The sequence below is a fragment of the Sphingobacterium sp. G1-14 genome, assembly GCF_002196555.1.
GTDB classification, from domain to species: domain Bacteria; phylum Bacteroidota; class Bacteroidia; order Sphingobacteriales; family Sphingobacteriaceae; genus Sphingobacterium; species Sphingobacterium siyangense.
Genome location: NZ_CP021381.1, coordinates 5,598,853 through 5,615,277 on the forward strand (window position 1 = coordinate 5,598,853; position 16,425 = coordinate 5,615,277).

The window sequence follows — 16,425 nt, forward strand, 5'->3', positions numbered from 1 at the left end:
ATTTTTTTTCCCTAATCCCTATCTTTGGACAACTTACGGAAAGCAAGTGGATTTTTAAGTAATTCGGCTTGTTCACGACGGCGTTTTACAATATGTAAAGCCGAGAAAATTGCCTCTACAAAAGAGCTTTCAGAAGCTAAGTTTTTTCCAGCAATATCATAGCCTGTACCATGATCTGGCGAAGTGCGTACGATAGGTAAACCGGCTGTAAAGTTTACACCGGCACCTTTGGCAATATGCTTAAAAGGGATTAACCCCTGGTCATGGTACATCGCGAGTACCGCATCGAATTTCTCATAAGCACCTTTTGCGAAGAATCCATCGGCAGGATATGGACCAAAGCAGAAGATCCCCTGTTCGTTTGCTTTTTCTACGGTAGGTCTAATGATCTGATCATCTTCGGTGCCAATAATCCCATGATCGCCAGCATGTGGATTTAGTCCCAAAACTGCGATCTTAGGCTTTTCAATCCAAAAATCTTTCTTCAACGAGTCATTCATCAGGGCTAGCTTTTTAAGAATAGCTTCTTCAGTAATATTAGCCGCAACCTCATGCAGTGGAATATGACCTGTTACCACACCAATACGCAATTCATCACAAACCATAAACATCAATACATCATCAGCCTCTACTTTGGCCTGCAGGTATTCGGTATGGCCCGGAAATTGAAATCCCTCCTGTTGAATATTATGCTTATTAATTGGGGCAGTCACTAAAGCATCAATTTTGCCGGCTTTCAGGTCCTCAACAGCTTTCTCCAACGAAAGGAAGGCATATTTACCGCCAATTTCGTTTTCTTCACCCAACGAAATCTTGACGTCTTCCTGCCAGCAATTGATCATATTTGCTCTTTTGGAATGCGCCTGCTCAGCATCATTGATCACGTTAAAACTAAAATCATTTACACCGATCGCTTTACGGTGAAAAGAAGCAACCTTTGTATTTCCGTAAACCACTGGCGTAAAGAAATCGCACATACGCTGATCTACCAAAGATTTAATGATGACTTCAAGTCCAATGCCGTTAATATCGCCTACGGTAATTCCGATTTTTAATTTATCGCTCATTCTATTTAAATGCTTTGATTCAAAAATAGGGATTTTTTTCTTAGAATGACTTTTCACTTATTTATTTTTTACTTTTGCAACATGAGCACAGTAAGAGCAAAAAAACATTTAGGACAGCATTTCTTGAACGATAAAAATGCTGCACAAAAGATTGTGGAAGCATTGGATCCTAAATTGGGTTTTAGCCAAGTGCTTGAAGTAGGTCCAGGAATGGGTGTACTTTCTGATTTTCTCTTGCAAAAAGAGGAATATGAAACCTATTTGATCGATGTGGATGACGAATCCATTGCTTATTTGGACGATAAATATCCCCAATTGGGTAAGCGATTGATCCACGGTGATTTCCTAAACCTTGACTTTTCACAGTATTTTGGTGAGAAAATGGCTGTCATTGGCAATTTCCCTTACAACATCTCCTCCCAGATTCTCTTTAAAATTTTGGATGAACGCCAACGTGTCGTTCAAATGACGGGTATGTTCCAGAAAGAAGTAGCCGAACGTTGTACAGCTAAGGCTGGCAGCAAGGAATATGGTATCTTGAGTGTCTTTTTACAGGCCTATTATAAAGTAGAATACCTTTTTACTGTAAAAGCAGGAGCTTTTAATCCACCGCCAAAAGTATTGTCGGGCGTTATCCGCATGACGCGCAATGACCGTGAACAATTGAATTGTGATGAAAAACTATTTTGGCGTGTTGTTAAAGCGGGCTTCAATCAACGTCGTAAAACCCTCCGTAACTCACTTTCGGGCGTTGTTCCCAAAGATAAAATGTCCGACAATCCACTGTACGAGCTACGCGCAGAACGATTGACGGTAGACGATTTTGTCGGTTTAACAAACGAAATAGCAAACAGTCTTTAATATGCATTCGACGGACAGCACATTTATTATCGTAGGCGGAGGTATCGCTGGATTATGTGCTGCAATAGGGCTTGCAAAAGTAGGTATTGAAGCACATGTCTATGAAAGCGCCATTGAACTCAAAGGCATAGGTGCTGGATTCGGGCTCGCAGCCAACGCCATGCAAGCTTTGGAACATCTCGGATTGAAGGATGAAATCGTTCCGATAGGGCATTACCTTGCATCTTATAATGTCTTGGATCAAAAGGGAAATATTCTTGTTGAACCAGACACCAGGTCAATCAGTCAAAAATATCAACAGGACAATTTCGCTATCCATCGGGCAGATCTGCATCAGTTTCTCTTATCCAAAATCCCCAATGGACAAGTTCATCTCGGCAAACGTGCCGTTTCCTTTGAACGGGAGGGAGAAGATATTCAAGTTTATTTCGCAGACGGAAGCCATGTACGCGGCCAAGCCCTTTTGATTGCCGATGGCGTACACTCAGCATTACGACAACAACTCATACCAGGCTCGGCACCTCGCTATTCAGGCTATACCTGTTGGCGGGCCACCATCGATAATAGCAGTATACAGCTCAGTAAGGGGACAGAAACCTGGGGCAGCAAAGGCCGGTTTGGGATGACCCCACTTGTCAATAACCGCATCTATTGGTACGCATGCATCAATACTGAGGCACAAAATCCGGTCTTAAAAAACTGGAAAACAAAGGAGCTCCTCGAAAATTTTAAAGATTATCATGCCCCTATTCCAACGATTCTTTCGGAAACAAAGGATAGCGAGCTAATTGCAAATGACATCATTGACATCGAACCACTTCAGCAACTCGCTTTTGACAATATCCTATTATTGGGTGACGCTGGACATGCAACGACTCCCAACTTGGGCCAGGGAGCCTGTCAGGCTATTGAAGATGTTGCTGTTCTCGTGGATGAACTCCAGACCGCAGCTTCCGTTAGTTTGGCTTTTCAAGGATTCGAAAAAAGAAGATTGGATCGGGTAAATTACATCTGTAATACTTCCTGGAGGATAGGAAAAATCGCACAATGGGAGAATCCATTCCTGATAAGAATGCGAAATTTTGGCATGAAAATAATGCCTAACCGCATGAAACAACAACAATTAAACAAATTATTATCTGTAGATTTTATGCAGATCAACCATAATCATGACGCTGGGATCTAAATCATCGTACTACACCACAACAGTATTCACTGATCAGTCCCACATAAAAAAATAACTGAATGAAAACTACCATTTTGATCGTTGACGACATTCATGAAATCATGCTTGAGAAATTTGAACAGGCAGGAATCGCGTTCCATTATCAACCGGATATCAGTCGGGAAGCGGCTGAAAAAATTATCAGCAATTACTCGGGGATGGTTATCCGTTCCAAATTTCAGGTAGATAAGGCTTTTTTTGACCTAGCACCAAACCTCCGCTTTATCGCCCGTGCTGGTGCAGGTATGGACAATATCGACGATACAGTTGCTGCGCAAAGAGATGTGCTGTTAATTCCGGCCAATGAAGGCAATCGGGATGCTGTAGGTGAACATATGATCGGTATGTTGCTCAGTCTAATGAACAATCTGAATCGGGGTGACCAACAAATACGATCTGGCCAGTGGTTGCGTGAAGCCAATCGTGGATACGAACTTAAGGGACGTACTGTAGGGTTGATCGGCTATGGGCACAATGGTATGGCTATGGCAAAAAAACTATCCGGTTTTGATGTACAGGTGCTTGCCTATGATAAATATCGAATCGACTACGCCGATCAATATGCATCAGCAGCAGACATGGAAAAGATCTGCAAAGAAGCCGATGTGATCAGTTTCCATATCCCCTTAACGGATGAAACAAAGGGGATGATTGATGTGGATTATCTGGCTAAATTTGAAAAACCTATTTTCTTTTTACTGGGGGCACGAGGCGGTATTGTACAAGTACCCGCAGTGCTTAGCGGCCTTGATTCAGGTTCCATTATCGGAGCAGCATTCGATGTGTTGCCCGTAGAAAAATTCCCAAAACTCGCTGAACAGAACTGGTATGCAGATCTTATCCGTAGAGACAATGTGATCTTATCTCCACATGTTGCCGGATGGACATTCGAAAGTTATTATAAATTATCGGAAGTGGCTGCCGATAAGATCATCGCCTTTCTGACATCTTAATTTTTGTACGGCCTATTTTCCCAAAGCTCCAATCAATCAATCAATCTAGCAATCTAGCAATCAATCAATCTAGCAATCTAGCAATCTAGCAATCTAGCAATCTCCTCCTATCCATACACGCTTAGGAGGTTAAAGTAACCTATTGCTCTTGAAACGTATAAAAAATCAGGTTCCGGCACTAAAGATACCGATAACAACAACAATCAGAAACTGAAGCACCAAGCTACCGTCAAGTAGATAAGCATAGTGATAATGATCTTTTGTTTTGAAAACGGCCAATTTTAGCAAAGCAAATATGAGCACGTTGGTCAGAATCAATCCAATTTTAATAGGTATCGAATAAGGTACCGTCAGGATCAAAACACAATGGAGGCCCAACAGCCCATAAGTTAGATTTTTAGCTTTTTGTTCGCCCAGCATATTGGGCAAAGTCCGCAGGTGATAATAGGAATCCTGTTGGATATCCCGAATATCAAAAGGCAGGGTACAGATAATCAAAAATATGAACTTCAATCCGCAGAGCGCAATAAAAACCCACTGATCTATTTTGACACCGACGTTGGCCAGTTCCACATAGGGAAGCACCACACTGCTGCAGACCCAGACCAGGGCAATATGAAAAATCTTGGCCCCGGGTATCTGTCTAAGGCCCACTTTGCGGTCACGGAAGGTAAACAGGGGCATTCCGTATAATAGACTCAGGATTCCAATAAAACCCAAAAACAAAAAAGAGTACACATGAATATACCACAAGCAATAACCGAGCACAAGCAAAGCGATACCATTATTTAACCACATGACCCATTCATGATTAAAGATCCAGCGTGTCCGCGGGAATTTTGATTCTTTTGGGTTCTTCGGTTTGGACCACCACAGGCTAAAATTATAAAGCAACAAAGTCGCTGTTCCTTCCACTAAAACAATATACCAATTGATAGGTCGTTCAAATATGATATAAGTCAGCGCGCATTGTGCCATGGCCGCCATGGCGATCAGCAGATTTGTATAGATTGTAATATAGAATAGCTTTCTTAGAAAAGACATCTTGGTAAATCTTGATGCAAGATAACAATCTTATAGATAAAAGTAGTTTAACATTATATTAAACATCAATTTTTTGATAAAATGGGCAAAAACCGCTAAATTGTACACCGAAATCGAAATATCAAAAACGATTTCGCAACGATAACAATATAAATTAAAATAATTCATAATAATCCTAATAACGATGAGCCTACAAATAAAATCATTTGAAGAATATCAAAGTGAATATAAGCGAAGTGTAGAACAACCTGAGGAGTTTTGGGCGAGCATTGCAGATCATTTTTTCTGGAAGAGAAAATGGAATAAAGTGCTGAGCTGGAACTTTGAGGAACCCAATGTCAAATGGTTTGAGGGTGCAAAATTAAATATTACAGAAAACTGTCTTGATCGCCATATTTATGCGAATGGTGATAAACCAGCCATCATCTGGGAACCTAACGATCCCAATGAAGCGCACCGCATTCTTTCCTATAAACAATTACTACAAAAGGTAGAGCAATTTGCCAACGTACTTAAAAATAATAACATCAAAAAAGGAGACCGGGTATGTATTTACTTACCGATGGTTCCTGAATTGGTTATTGCAGTATTGGCCTGTGCACGTATCGGTGCCATCCACTCGGTGGTATTTGGAGGTTTTTCAGCACGTTCTATCGCGGATCGTATCGTCGATGCGGAATGCAAACTGATCGTTACTTCAGATGGTAGTTACCGTGGCAACAAAACCATTGGTTTAAAAAATATTGTGGACGATGCTTTAATGCAATGTGACACTGTTGAAAAAGTAATTGTCTTAACACGTACACGTACACCGGTATCGATGATCAAAGGACGCGATGTATGGTGGGAAGATGAGATCAAAAAAGTAGAAACACAAGGAAATCCAGCATGTCCAGCAGAAGAGATGGATGCGGAAGACAACTTATTCATCCTTTATACATCGGGATCCACAGGTAAGCCTAAAGGTGTAGTACACACCTGTGGCGGTTATATGGTGTATACAGGCTATACCTTTATGAATACGTTCCAGTATAAGCCAAACGATGTATTTTTCTGTACAGCAGATATTGGCTGGATTACAGGACACAGTTACATCGTCTATGGGCCGTTATCACAAGGAGCTACTTCTTTAATGTTTGAAGGTATTCCAACCTTCCCGGACGCGAGCCGTTATTGGGACATTGTTGATAAGTTCAAGGTCAATATTATCTATACATCCCCTACTGCCTTACGTTCATTGATGGCTTTTGGTGATGAATTTGTCGACAAGAACGACCTTTCCTCTTTGCGCGTTTTGGGATCTGTAGGAGAGCCAATCAACGAAGAAGCCTGGAACTGGTTTAACGAAAAAGTTGGTAAAAAGAATTGTCCTGTCGTTGATACCTATTGGCAGACAGAGAATGGAGGCCACTTGATCACTTCTTTGGCGGGAGTAACACCGGAAAAAGCAAGTTATGCGATGTTCCCGATGCCGGGCATTCAACCCGCTTTGATGGATGAGAATGGGAAAGAAATCGAAGGCAATGATGTCACAGGAAACCTATGTATCAAGTTCCCTTGGCCAGGTATGCTACGCACGACATGGGGGGATCATGACAGATGTCGTCAAACCTATTTCTCGACGTATAAGGATATGTATTTTACAGGCGATGGATGTTTCCGTAGTCCGGAGGGTTATTATAAAATCACAGGCCGTGTAGATGATGTATTGAACGTTTCGGGTCACCGTATTGGTACAGCAGAAGTGGAAAATGCCATCAATATGCACGCTGACGTTGTTGAATCGGCCATTGTCGGATATCCCCACCCAGTAAAAGGCCAGGGTATCTATGCTTATGTCATTGCGAATCACCACACCGATGCAGAAGCCACCAGAAAGGATATCATGGAAACCGTTTCACGTATTATCGGTCCAATTGCTAAACCAGACATTATCCAATTTGTTGATGATTTACCAAAAACACGTTCAGGAAAGATCATGCGTCGTATCTTACGCAAGATTGCCGAAGACGATATCGCCAATGTAGGAGATACTTCAACACTTCAGGATCCTGCCGTTGTCGAAGGAATCATCAAAGGCGCTGCGGCTTTGAAAAAATAACGTATAAAGTATCTTAAAAAAAAAGCCTTCCAAATGGAAGGCTTTTTTTTGTGTGAAAATAATCATCTATTGAGTCTAATAGGTAGCATGTAAGCCACATTTACTGCTTCACCGCGCTGTACACCAGGCTTCCATTTCCCAGCCTTTTTTAGCACGCGAATACCTTCATCCCCTGTACCAAACCCCAAATCCTCTTTCACTACAGCATCTTTTATATTCCCTTCATGGTCGATCATGAACATAATCAACAACACACCGCTTACATTATTTCGAATAGCTTCTTTGGGGTAAATATAATGACTGCCGATATAGCCCATTAGTCTAGATATTCCACCTGGAAATTGAGGTGGAATCATATAATTTGTTGAATCATAACTTATTAAAACCCCATTTTCTTTAGTTGTGATACCCGAAATCAATTTATCCTTGCTATAGATTTCAACGTAGCTATCTTTTCCCAATTTGCCATGCCATTTACCCTCACGCAAACTATTTAACATAGTTCCTTCCTCATAGTTATTCTTGTACCCCGAAAAACGAATTAAGCCATTACCATTTTCCAATGTTTTATTCCGAAGAGAGTCATAATATGCTACATAAATCGGTTTTTCTACCTGTACTTCCCCCTTTGCGTCGATCCTATTTGGATAAAACAAAATTTTCTCCAATTGATTATTTGGATAAAAGTAAAAGGCAGAATCTATTTTGGTTCCATTAAAAAAATTTTCTAAATTTTTTAAACGACCATTTTCATAAAACTCATATTTTCTCCCATGATATTTTAAAGGTGATTGGGCAGTTTTACTTATAGCGTTAAGCTTAACTGAATCATTGTGAAAATAGAATTCCTCCACGCGATAAAATGTATCAATTCCATTTCCTTCGGGACTAACTATCCTAAGGTAATAAGCAGAGTCCTTCAGCCTAGTTTCTTCTCCATTTTTTTTATAGTAGGAAATCTTGTTCTGAGCGAGAAGATGTGATACACAAAGGGTGAATAATAAAAAGCAGATAGATCTTGTCAAAAAATGTAAATAATACTTCATAATAATTGTTAATACAGGGGTAATAATAACAAATATCCAGGATAGTAAAAAAATTAAGCGGTTAAATAATGTTTAGTTTTATCGCGTTGGAATTGCCAATACCTGTTTTATGTTATCCACATTATGTTGATAACATTGTGGATAACATAAAAACCGACAGTCATTATATCCTTAACGTACATAATTTAGCCGTATGGGCAAGGTATAACCCACTCTTACGGACTCTCCTCTCAGTATACCCGGCTTCCATTTCTTAAGCATTTTTACAACTCGGATACCAGCTTCACCAGTGTTAAATCCCAAATCACTCTTTACTTTTATATCTTCGATATGGCCATCTCTGTCGACCACAAAATCTATTTCTACTAAACCATTTACCCCATTTTTGACAGCTTCTTTGGGATACTCATAATTTTTAGCAATAAAAGTCAATAACTTATAGATACCTCCAGGGTATTCCGGTTGCGCAAAATAAGTTTTCGCATCATAGTTTATGAGCTCCCCATTTTCTTTGATTTTACTACCCTTTAATAGCTTTCCTTTTTTATACGTTTCGACAAAAGTTTCATTATCTGCCATTCCTTTCCATTCTCCTTCACGCAAATTATTGACCATCCTCCCCTCTTCAAAATTATCGTCACCACCTTCACGTAAACAAATTAAACCATTTCCATCCGCCAATGTTTTATTCTCCAACGAGTCAAAATAAGCCACATAAATAGGATTCTCTGCAACCCGGTTACCTCTTTTATCGAATGAGCTTGGGTAAAATACAGTCAACTCAGGCTTACCATTTGGGTACCAATAGTATGCAGAATCTATCAGTTCACTCTTTTCACTGAAATTTTCCAGGCTCCTTAACACTCCATTTTCGTAAAACTGAGATTTCTGACCTTGAAAGCTAAACTGAGATTTCTGACCCTGAAAGCTAAATGGAAAACCAGCATCTTTGCTGGTGCCTTTTAACTTAATCGTATTGTTATTGATATAATACTCTTCAATAACATAATATTTTTTGTTTTGATCGCTTACAGGACGAATAATACGCTTAAAATAAGCGGGGTCTTTCGCTGTTATTTCTTTCCCATCTTTCTTATGGAATGTTGTGTCGATATCTTGGGCCGCCGCATCCTGCAGATAAAAGACCAATAATGTAATGAAGCAAATGAATTTCAACAATTGATTTAAATAATATTTCATAAAATGTGCGTAGGACAATAATTTTATGGGCTAATTTACATAATTCATGCGATGCATCGATTTAGTGAGGAAAAAAAACAGTTTTCCACACGATGTTAATAACATTGTTGATAAGTTCAAAAGCACTTTAAGATTAACAGAAACAAAAATGCATTAAACACAAAAAAGCCACATCATCCCGACGTGGCTAAAATAAACATATGAATTTAATTAAACAGTTTCTATTTATACGAGTTTACGGAGCTTGCAACCTTCCAGGTTCCCGATTCATTGATCAATGTCACCAAATCTGTTTTCGTGAAATCCTCAAACTTCATGGTGACACGTGCTACCATATAGTTTTCAGACTCCTCGAGTACTTCGGTACTTGTACTGCAGTTCAATTTTTCACCTTTTTGCTTTTTTAGGAACGAAATGACTTCCGAACGGCTATTGGTGCGTGCAGCTTTTCCCTGAACTTTTTGATTGAATTCGGATGCGAACAATTTTTCTACGCCCTGAGATGCACCTTCTGTCATTACCGATACATAGCTATCGATGGCCAAATCGGCTGTGGAAAGGTTCAATGCTTTACCAGGGTCAGTTGCTGCCATTGCAAAAGTTGATAGTGTAATCAATGCTGCTGCTGCGAATGTCTTTACTAAAGTTTTCATAATACTTTATTTATATTGTTAGTTTTTTTATCTCTTTTCTTATTGTCGCAAGGAAGTTGATTTTGTTGCATCATTTCCTTTAAGATTCTGATTCAAAAGTAAGACAACGCAGCATCCTATTTTATTACATTTAGATCAACGGAATAAAAAAGTCGGTAAATGGAGGTAAAGGAGCGGTAAATGGATATCCGCTCCGGTAGGAAAAAACACAGGTATGGGTTAACGTTACTTTTATAACTGGAAAGCAGCTAGAATAGTTGCAGGCGTACAATCAACTTCATTCAGCACATTGCACCGTCGGCCATTTTTATGAAGATATATGATCGTAAATCCAACCAGGATCGGCGTACCAACAAATTCGTTGCATGGAATGCTGATTGTCTTGGCCGGAATTGGATCCTGCCCATAGACGATATCGATTTCCCATTCTTCATCCTTTACCTCAGTGAACTCCCTTTCTTTGAAATTGAAAGAAAAGGTATGGAATTTAAAGGCGATAGCATTACAATCTTTGGGTAGCAGCAATGCTCGGTTAATGTCAAATATTGGAAATGATATTTCGATCTGATTCTCCTTGGTAAGGCTAACCGTTGGATCGATATTCAGCGCATCCTGCATATGGAAATTTTCGTTGAATTGGAAATTCACCAATCTGTCGAGCCTACAGTTGTTTAGGCAAAGTGTTCCCCTATCGTCATTGATATTTGTCTTCATTGCCCTATAAATCTGTCTATTCAAGCGATTGCCCATTTGTCCATCATGCAGTTCCTGATGCACTAACCCAAAAGCCTGCCTAATTGCGGCGCCCGCGCGACTTGCCTGTCCAAAATCTTTACCAGCATTCTTCGTGTCGACGTTTTGTTTTACACGATGTGGTTTACCTTGAATGTAGTTCTTTGTTCCTACCTTCCTGCTTACCAGTGGGCCAACCAGTCCACGGATATAGCCATTATCATTTATTCCCATACAATAAATATACCACCAAAACGACCCTATGTCAAGTATCTTGTTCATTTTTAAGGATTTCGGAAGCTGCAGCAAACAGCAATTATAAATTTGAAAATTTAGTGATACCTTTTTGGGGATTAGTTATAACCAATTCCTAACCACCTTCTAATTGCAAGCAAGATGCAGACAGGATGTCTGTACAGTGAAAGCACCCTTAAAAGGTGGACTCAACGTGGACTCACTGTGCACACAAGGTGGTTACAGTACGGAGTTGATCGCAAGTTGGTATGGAGTTGCTGTCAGGAAAATATAATTATTTGCGCCGAGCGGCTGTATTGAACTTTGAGAATAGTGTAATCACAATAGAGCTTGATATAGCCCCTACGAACAAAGAATCGGGAATGGACGATTTCTCATCCAAGAAATAGTATACAGCAGCTGCTATTGAAAAGCAGACGATGAAGGACAATATTAAAACAAGTATAAATTTGGTTTTCATTAGTCAAGGGTTAATAGAGTACAACTTAATATACAAAAGACATTTAACATCCAAAGAGAAATTTATTTAATTTATATAATTAATCCATTTCTATAACAAGAAGCCTATTTAACAACTCTGGATTGATAACGTTTTCCACAATGTTATTAACAAGCTGTGGAAAACTGCGGACACATCAAATTTTACACGAAATATAAGACGATATACTATGGTCGGCCAAAAGTTTTTTACGATGTAAATAAGAGATACATATTATTGTTTATTCAGCATCCGAATAAAGGTACCATTTGCATAATCGAGTTTCTGCGCATAGTAGTTTGTTTCAGGGCCTGCTACCAACACACCTCCTATTGCACCTAGCAACACGGAGGCTACAACAACATTGGTTGCAGATGCAGTTTCCATAACGGGACCCACAAAAATAAAATCATCATCTTCCTTGATTAAAGCATAAAACTGATCCTGACTTGAAATAAAAGGATTACCAGCATGCACTACTGCATAATAATCTTTCGGGTTTACCTTTTTAAGTTTCCCTTTTTCATTCTCTTTAAAGAAGCCTAAGTTTAAATCCCCCTCTCTTAATTGGGCCTGCCCACCTGACGGTGTTTGAAGGGCAAATTCTTCGTAGGTCAGATATAACCCATCTTTATATGTTTCCGTGTTATAAAGTGCCAATTGTTTCTTTTGAATATCGTCGTAATGTTCAATTTCACTGAGACTATAGCTTTTTGTGGTATCGCCGTTTTTGGTTAATGCATCAAGGATCAGGTTATTGACAACGTCGCTGGCGCGTGCCAAAGTCGCTTTGGTTACATCCATCCCTTTAACGACGATAGCTGTATCAGCTCGGGCTAGCTGTAAATATTCTCCATTAGCCTTTTTTGAGAATAAGATTGCTCTAAAATCCAAAAATCCCTTTTCAGAAAAAGCTCCCGTCAATTCCGCTATGCAGAACTTTTCCAACCGCATCAGCAATTCACCATTGCCTTTACGACCGGTTATTTGTTCCAATTGCCTCTGCAACTGTTTTTCCAATGATGGCTCCGCCACCAACAACCGGTTTGCGTTCATCATACCGACCTGTATGACGCCCAGATTATCTTTTATCTCTCTTGCGTCGTATAGGTTTATTTTGCCATACTTAGCGTTCTCGACGATCTTATGTGGTTTCGTAAATAGAAATGCTCTGGTCTTTTGTTGCGCTTGCACGGCAACTGTATTTATAAGAATAATGAATAGGAGGAAAATAATCCGTTTCATGATAAGTAAATTTCAAAAAATAGGTTACGCTAAGTTATCGCATTATTTGCTTTTCTGCAATGTCCATACTTCTTTATGGATCATGGGCTTTCCACCCGAAGCGCTATCTATATCATTTACAACAAGTTCAAGTAGTCCATTTACAAAAGCATAACGATAAGTTAACTTCTGTGAGACTGGTAATGGTTCCAATTGAAGAGTGATGGTATTGCCATCGACCTTATAGCTGGCTCTTATCCTATCGGCCGTTTTACTTTCGCTATCAGGTTTGTCCGGGTCCTCATATAGGTGCCCATCATCGTTGGGCAGCGTGAATATCTCCGATGTCATCAATGCGGCACTATCAACAGCATAAAACAGCAGTCCTTTATAGGTCGATGGGTAATAGCCATTCTTTGCCAAAAATGTTTTCACGTCCGTTGTTTCCTCTTTTAGTCCAGCAACCGGGTCGGTATACTTTGTATAGATAGTCTTGATTTCCCACTCTCCTACGAAAGGATTAACATCGTCTTTTTCTTTCTTACATCCTAGAAAGAAAACAACAAAGGGAATAATAAACAATAATCTTTTCATCATTTTTCGGTCAAATACGTTGTTATCTACTATAGAAGTTAGAGTTTGTAATTACAATCACAGCACCGTTAGAAAGTCAGATAATATAGCTTCATTTCAAAAAAAATAACTATCTTTAAGTATGCCAAATTTAAACCTATAATACAATAATCAGAATGATGAAAACATACTTAAAAGCGAAATCCCCATTGTCATTAGTTTTGAACATTATTACTGCTCTATTCTTACTCAGCCAAATGCCTCAGCATATCCTAATACATCGAGATGCTGAAATACTGAAAATTATATCAGTAACATTAGTTGATATCTGTGCTATTGCAATTCTGATCTATTCTCTATATAGACTTATCTTTAATAGATTAAAATTCTAGCAATGAACACAATTTTATTAAAGATTTATCAATTTTTTACGACAACCACTATCGTCGAAATATCTATAGGTCGATGGCTTAGAATAATATTTGCTCTCCTTTTATTGGTTATAGGTATAAAGGATAAGCACCATTTAACCACTTGGATCGCACTCCTATTTATTTTGACAGAATTAAATGTCGACATTTTCTCCAAAAGAAGCTCAAAAATTAGAAACGAGAAGTAAGTTAACTTTTATTCCAAACCGCGGGCTCTTGCCTAGCTTTAAGTGTGAACCAATTAGATGTTAATAGCTCCTTTTTAGCAACGGATTTATATCTTCTTTTCACCTTTCTGACAGCCTATTAATAAAAAATAATCTTTTCATCATTTTTTTGGTTAAATAACATGCTTTCCTATGTTTTTCAGGATACCGCATCCTGTTATAACAACCTATATATTTAAAGATCTGAAATTATTTACGTTTCTTAGTTTTAATTTCCACAAATGTGAGTACCAGCGCACCGACTATTAAATACACACATGTTGCAACTAGTCTACCGACGGTAAATTCTGTCACTTCACCTCGAAAGTAAACGTCAATAAGTTGCTGACTGAGTATGATTACCAACATGATCTGGCAGTAGATAAAAAATAATTTGCGGTGTGTTTTCATAAAGATCTATAAGTGCTGACTATTACTCCTGTTTGCTAATAAAATAAATTATCCTTTTTTATCGTCCATTACCCCAAGCGAATTGCACATAGAAATTTCCAAGCCTATCCTTCGGCGCATTCGAAACAGCAGCATTCACTACTTTCCATTCATTTTTTGTAATAGAAGATTTATAACCTACTCTGCATTCAGGACGAAAGATATTACGTTCCGTATTGAAAGTTTTCAAGGTGACACTCAAGTCTACGATAGCAGCATCGTGCTCCATTTTAGTTTGGTTGGACTGCCTGGTCAAAAAGTCTCCAAATTCTCCATTCAGATTTTTCTTTTGAACGGTAAAAGTAGTAGACTGCGTACCTACTCCCAGCTGCGGGCTAAAGATCAATCTGCCTGTACGTATCGCATTGGTAGATACATAAACCGTAAAATCGCCTGTATTCATTGTATTGTCATTTTTACTGCTTGTGGAAAGGCTAAAATTCACGCCAATGAGGGGTTGTTTGATCCTATATGCAAGTCCAGCTCCAGCATTCCACCCAAATAGAGGTACCTTTCCGGAATCATAATCTTTCAAGATCCTATTCAGATTGCTAGCGTTATTAAATTGAACACCGGCAAAATAGATCGTCTCAAATGGCAGATGTTTAGTCCGAGTAACCAATTCGTATTGACGAAACTTTATTGAGGAAAAAGACTATTTCGCTTCGATAACATTGATATTGGGTGCAATTTGTTTCAATTTATCAATAAATTGGGTTGGATTTTCCGGATCAACGAATATATCATCAATTACATTATAATGCAGAATCATTCCCCTTCTATAGGGCCTTAAAACGGTGAACCTCATCGATCCAAACCAAAATACCTTATCAGCTTCAACTTTGCGAATGGAGTTGACATCAACAGAATCTGTTCCCCAGATACTTTTAATAAACAGTTTATTGTCTTCAATCCAATAACGTTTATAGAAGAAAGTGAAATACCAGGTTAATGCAAATACCGCAAACAACAAAAGTGCCCCAGTGTAAAGTCCTTGCTCCAAGTCACCATATGATACCATGGCAATAAATATAATCATCCCAGCCCCCCATATATAACTACCAAAGGGTATGTGGGTATTAAATACTTCTTTCATCATCAATAGTTTGCTAGGTCAGTTACTTTTATTCCAAACGGTAAAATTTTGCTTAACTGAAAGCGGAAACAAATTATAGACTTCACGATATTGTTCGAAATCTTCTTTCGTATTAACCTGAATATGGTAGATTAGAGGAATGACCTCGCTGTCTATATTATCTTTCATAAAATTTATTTCTTCACGTAACAGTGCTGTTTTAACATTTGGCAACCAATCTTTTGCTAAGAGCGCGTTTAATCGCTCTGAATCCTCGAATAATTTAAGATCATTATAATGTGCCACTACTTGTTGAAGACTATCTTTTTGATGTCGATTTTTAGCCCTATAACGATCCACTAATGCTAAGTATCTATTATATAACTTGTTGTTTGCTCCATCGGATACTACTGCAATTTTAATTGATTCACTCCCATTCTTAGCCAACAATAATTCTTCTAGCTCCGATTGTTGATAAGTACTGTCCAGTAACAATGTATAATTATTTGACTCTTTTGCATCTAACCAAAATGTGGCTGACAAATAATATTTTGGTGTACCAAGTTCAGGTTGACGGGCAAATCGTTCGATCTCCTGTGGCTTCACCACATCCCTCTCCCAGGAAAAAACGATTTGATAGATTCCTTTTGGAAGTTTATCAAGCTTTATCTTGAAGGTGTCGCTATATAGCGTGTCTGCGATAACTTTACTTCCACTTTCCATCTCATATAAATCAAAATAAAACGGCGACTTGACTTCCAGACTTCCGGTAAGATCCACCTTTTGATTCCTTTCACAAGCAAATAGACTTAGAAAGAAAAAATATATTATTCCGTGATATTTTAACATAA

The 16,425-nt window shown here is 38.8% G+C and carries 15 protein-coding genes; 4 read left to right on the forward strand and 11 right to left on the reverse strand.

Annotation, left to right across the window (positions count from 1 at the left end; genetic code table 11):
• Positions 1–11 precede the first annotated feature (11 nt).
• A complete protein-coding gene (gene pdxA / locus CBM24_RS24210; protein ID WP_070560760.1) occupies positions 12–1,067 on the reverse strand; it encodes a 4-hydroxythreonine-4-phosphate dehydrogenase PdxA in 1,056 nt (351 codons plus the stop codon).
• Positions 1,068–1,148: 81 nt separating this feature from the next.
• Here pdxA and rsmA point away from each other — a divergent pair, with 81 nt between their 5' ends.
• From rsmA to CBM24_RS24225, 3 genes are read left to right on the forward strand one after another with little or no spacing between them, the layout of a single operon-like run.
• On the forward strand, positions 1,149–1,928 hold the full coding sequence (gene rsmA / locus CBM24_RS24215) for a 16S rRNA (adenine(1518)-N(6)/adenine(1519)-N(6))-dimethyltransferase RsmA (RefSeq protein WP_070560762.1): 780 nt from the start codon (positions 1,149–1,151) through the stop codon (positions 1,926–1,928).
• 1 nt (position 1,929) lies between these two features.
• Positions 1,930–3,114: an FAD-dependent monooxygenase gene (locus tag CBM24_RS24220; RefSeq protein WP_070560763.1), complete on the forward strand. Its 1,185-nt coding sequence runs from the start codon at positions 1,930–1,932 to the stop codon at positions 3,112–3,114.
• Between the two features lie 59 nt (positions 3,115–3,173).
• On the forward strand, positions 3,174–4,106 hold the full coding sequence (locus CBM24_RS24225; protein ID WP_088163029.1) for an NAD(P)-dependent oxidoreductase: 933 nt from the start codon (positions 3,174–3,176) through the stop codon (positions 4,104–4,106).
• 165 nt (positions 4,107–4,271) lie between these two features.
• Here the strand turns inward: CBM24_RS24225 and CBM24_RS24230 are convergent, their stop codons facing one another.
• The gene (locus CBM24_RS24230) at positions 4,272–5,150 is read right to left on the reverse strand and encodes a hypothetical protein (protein WP_088163030.1); all 879 of its coding nucleotides are present in this window, start codon (positions 5,148–5,150) and stop codon (positions 4,272–4,274) included.
• A 184-nt stretch (positions 5,151–5,334) separates the two neighbouring features.
• Here CBM24_RS24230 and acs point away from each other — a divergent pair, with 184 nt between their 5' ends.
• The gene (gene acs / locus CBM24_RS24235; protein ID WP_088163031.1) at positions 5,335–7,251 is read left to right on the forward strand and encodes an acetate--CoA ligase; all 1,917 of its coding nucleotides are present in this window, start codon (positions 5,335–5,337) and stop codon (positions 7,249–7,251) included.
• Positions 7,252–7,313: 62 nt separating this feature from the next.
• Here acs and CBM24_RS24240 read toward each other — a convergent pair whose 3' ends face one another.
• The 9 genes from CBM24_RS24240 to CBM24_RS24290 form a co-directional block, all read right to left on the reverse strand.
• Positions 7,314–8,297 carry an energy transducer TonB gene (locus CBM24_RS24240; protein ID WP_088163032.1) on the reverse strand — a complete coding sequence of 328 codons (984 nt, stop codon included), beginning with the start codon at positions 8,295–8,297 and terminating at the stop codon, positions 7,314–7,316.
• Between the two features lie 171 nt (positions 8,298–8,468).
• Positions 8,469–9,497, reverse strand: coding sequence for an energy transducer TonB (locus tag CBM24_RS24245; RefSeq protein ID WP_088163033.1), 1,029 nt, complete (start codon positions 9,495–9,497; stop codon positions 8,469–8,471).
• A gap of 221 nt (positions 9,498–9,718) precedes the next feature.
• Positions 9,719–10,150: a nuclear transport factor 2 family protein gene (locus CBM24_RS24250; RefSeq protein WP_088163034.1), complete on the reverse strand. Its 432-nt coding sequence runs from the start codon at positions 10,148–10,150 to the stop codon at positions 9,719–9,721.
• A 231-nt stretch (positions 10,151–10,381) separates the two neighbouring features.
• Complete coding sequence (locus CBM24_RS24255) at positions 10,382–11,164, reverse strand: hypothetical protein (protein ID WP_157698581.1); 783 nt, start codon at positions 11,162–11,164, stop codon at positions 10,382–10,384.
• A gap of 685 nt (positions 11,165–11,849) precedes the next feature.
• A complete protein-coding gene (locus CBM24_RS24260; protein WP_088163036.1) occupies positions 11,850–12,860 on the reverse strand; it encodes a hypothetical protein in 1,011 nt (336 codons plus the stop codon).
• 42 nt (positions 12,861–12,902) lie between these two features.
• Positions 12,903–13,436 carry a hypothetical protein gene (locus CBM24_RS24265; protein WP_157698582.1) on the reverse strand — a complete coding sequence of 178 codons (534 nt, stop codon included), beginning with the start codon at positions 13,434–13,436 and terminating at the stop codon, positions 12,903–12,905.
• 1,082 nt (positions 13,437–14,518) lie between these two features.
• On the reverse strand, positions 14,519–15,034 hold the full coding sequence (locus tag CBM24_RS24280) for a hypothetical protein (RefSeq protein ID WP_157698583.1): 516 nt from the start codon (positions 15,032–15,034) through the stop codon (positions 14,519–14,521).
• A gap of 120 nt (positions 15,035–15,154) precedes the next feature.
• Positions 15,155–15,598, reverse strand: a complete 444-nt coding sequence (locus CBM24_RS24285; protein ID WP_088163041.1) for a PH domain-containing protein — start codon at positions 15,596–15,598, stop codon at positions 15,155–15,157.
• 15 nt (positions 15,599–15,613) lie between these two features.
• Positions 15,614–16,423 carry a hypothetical protein gene (locus CBM24_RS24290; RefSeq protein WP_157698584.1) on the reverse strand — a complete coding sequence of 270 codons (810 nt, stop codon included), beginning with the start codon at positions 16,421–16,423 and terminating at the stop codon, positions 15,614–15,616.
• Positions 16,424–16,425 lie beyond the last annotated feature (2 nt).

What these genes read in the sequence shown, in the direction of transcription:
- pdxA (WP_070560760.1), bottom strand. Translation starts at nt 1,067, where the DNA reads ATGAGCGATAAATTAAAAATCGGAATTACCGTAGGCGATATTAACGGC.
- rsmA (WP_070560762.1), top strand. Translation starts at nt 1,149, where the DNA reads ATGAGCACAGTAAGAGCAAAAAAACATTTAGGACAGCATTTCTTGAAC.
- CBM24_RS24220 (WP_070560763.1), top strand. Translation starts at nt 1,930, where the DNA reads ATGCATTCGACGGACAGCACATTTATTATCGTAGGCGGAGGTATCGCT.
- CBM24_RS24225 (WP_088163029.1), top strand. Translation starts at nt 3,174, where the DNA reads ATGAAAACTACCATTTTGATCGTTGACGACATTCATGAAATCATGCTT.
- CBM24_RS24230 (WP_088163030.1), bottom strand. Translation starts at nt 5,150, where the DNA reads ATGTCTTTTCTAAGAAAGCTATTCTATATTACAATCTATACAAATCTG.
- acs (WP_088163031.1), top strand. Translation starts at nt 5,335, where the DNA reads ATGAGCCTACAAATAAAATCATTTGAAGAATATCAAAGTGAATATAAG.
- CBM24_RS24240 (WP_088163032.1), bottom strand. Translation starts at nt 8,297, where the DNA reads ATGAAGTATTATTTACATTTTTTGACAAGATCTATCTGCTTTTTATTA.
- CBM24_RS24245 (WP_088163033.1), bottom strand. Translation starts at nt 9,497, where the DNA reads ATGAAATATTATTTAAATCAATTGTTGAAATTCATTTGCTTCATTACA.
- CBM24_RS24250 (WP_088163034.1), bottom strand. Translation starts at nt 10,150, where the DNA reads ATGAAAACTTTAGTAAAGACATTCGCAGCAGCAGCATTGATTACACTA.
- CBM24_RS24255 (WP_157698581.1), bottom strand. Translation starts at nt 11,164, where the DNA reads ATGAACAAGATACTTGACATAGGGTCGTTTTGGTGGTATATTTATTGT.
- CBM24_RS24260 (WP_088163036.1), bottom strand. Translation starts at nt 12,860, where the DNA reads ATGAAACGGATTATTTTCCTCCTATTCATTATTCTTATAAATACAGTT.
- CBM24_RS24265 (WP_157698582.1), bottom strand. Translation starts at nt 13,436, where the DNA reads ATGATGAAAAGATTATTGTTTATTATTCCCTTTGTTGTTTTCTTTCTA.
- CBM24_RS24285 (WP_088163041.1), bottom strand. Translation starts at nt 15,598, where the DNA reads ATGATGAAAGAAGTATTTAATACCCACATACCCTTTGGTAGTTATATA.
- CBM24_RS24290 (WP_157698584.1), bottom strand. Translation starts at nt 16,423, where the DNA reads ATGTTAAAATATCACGGAATAATATATTTTTTCTTTCTAAGTCTATTT.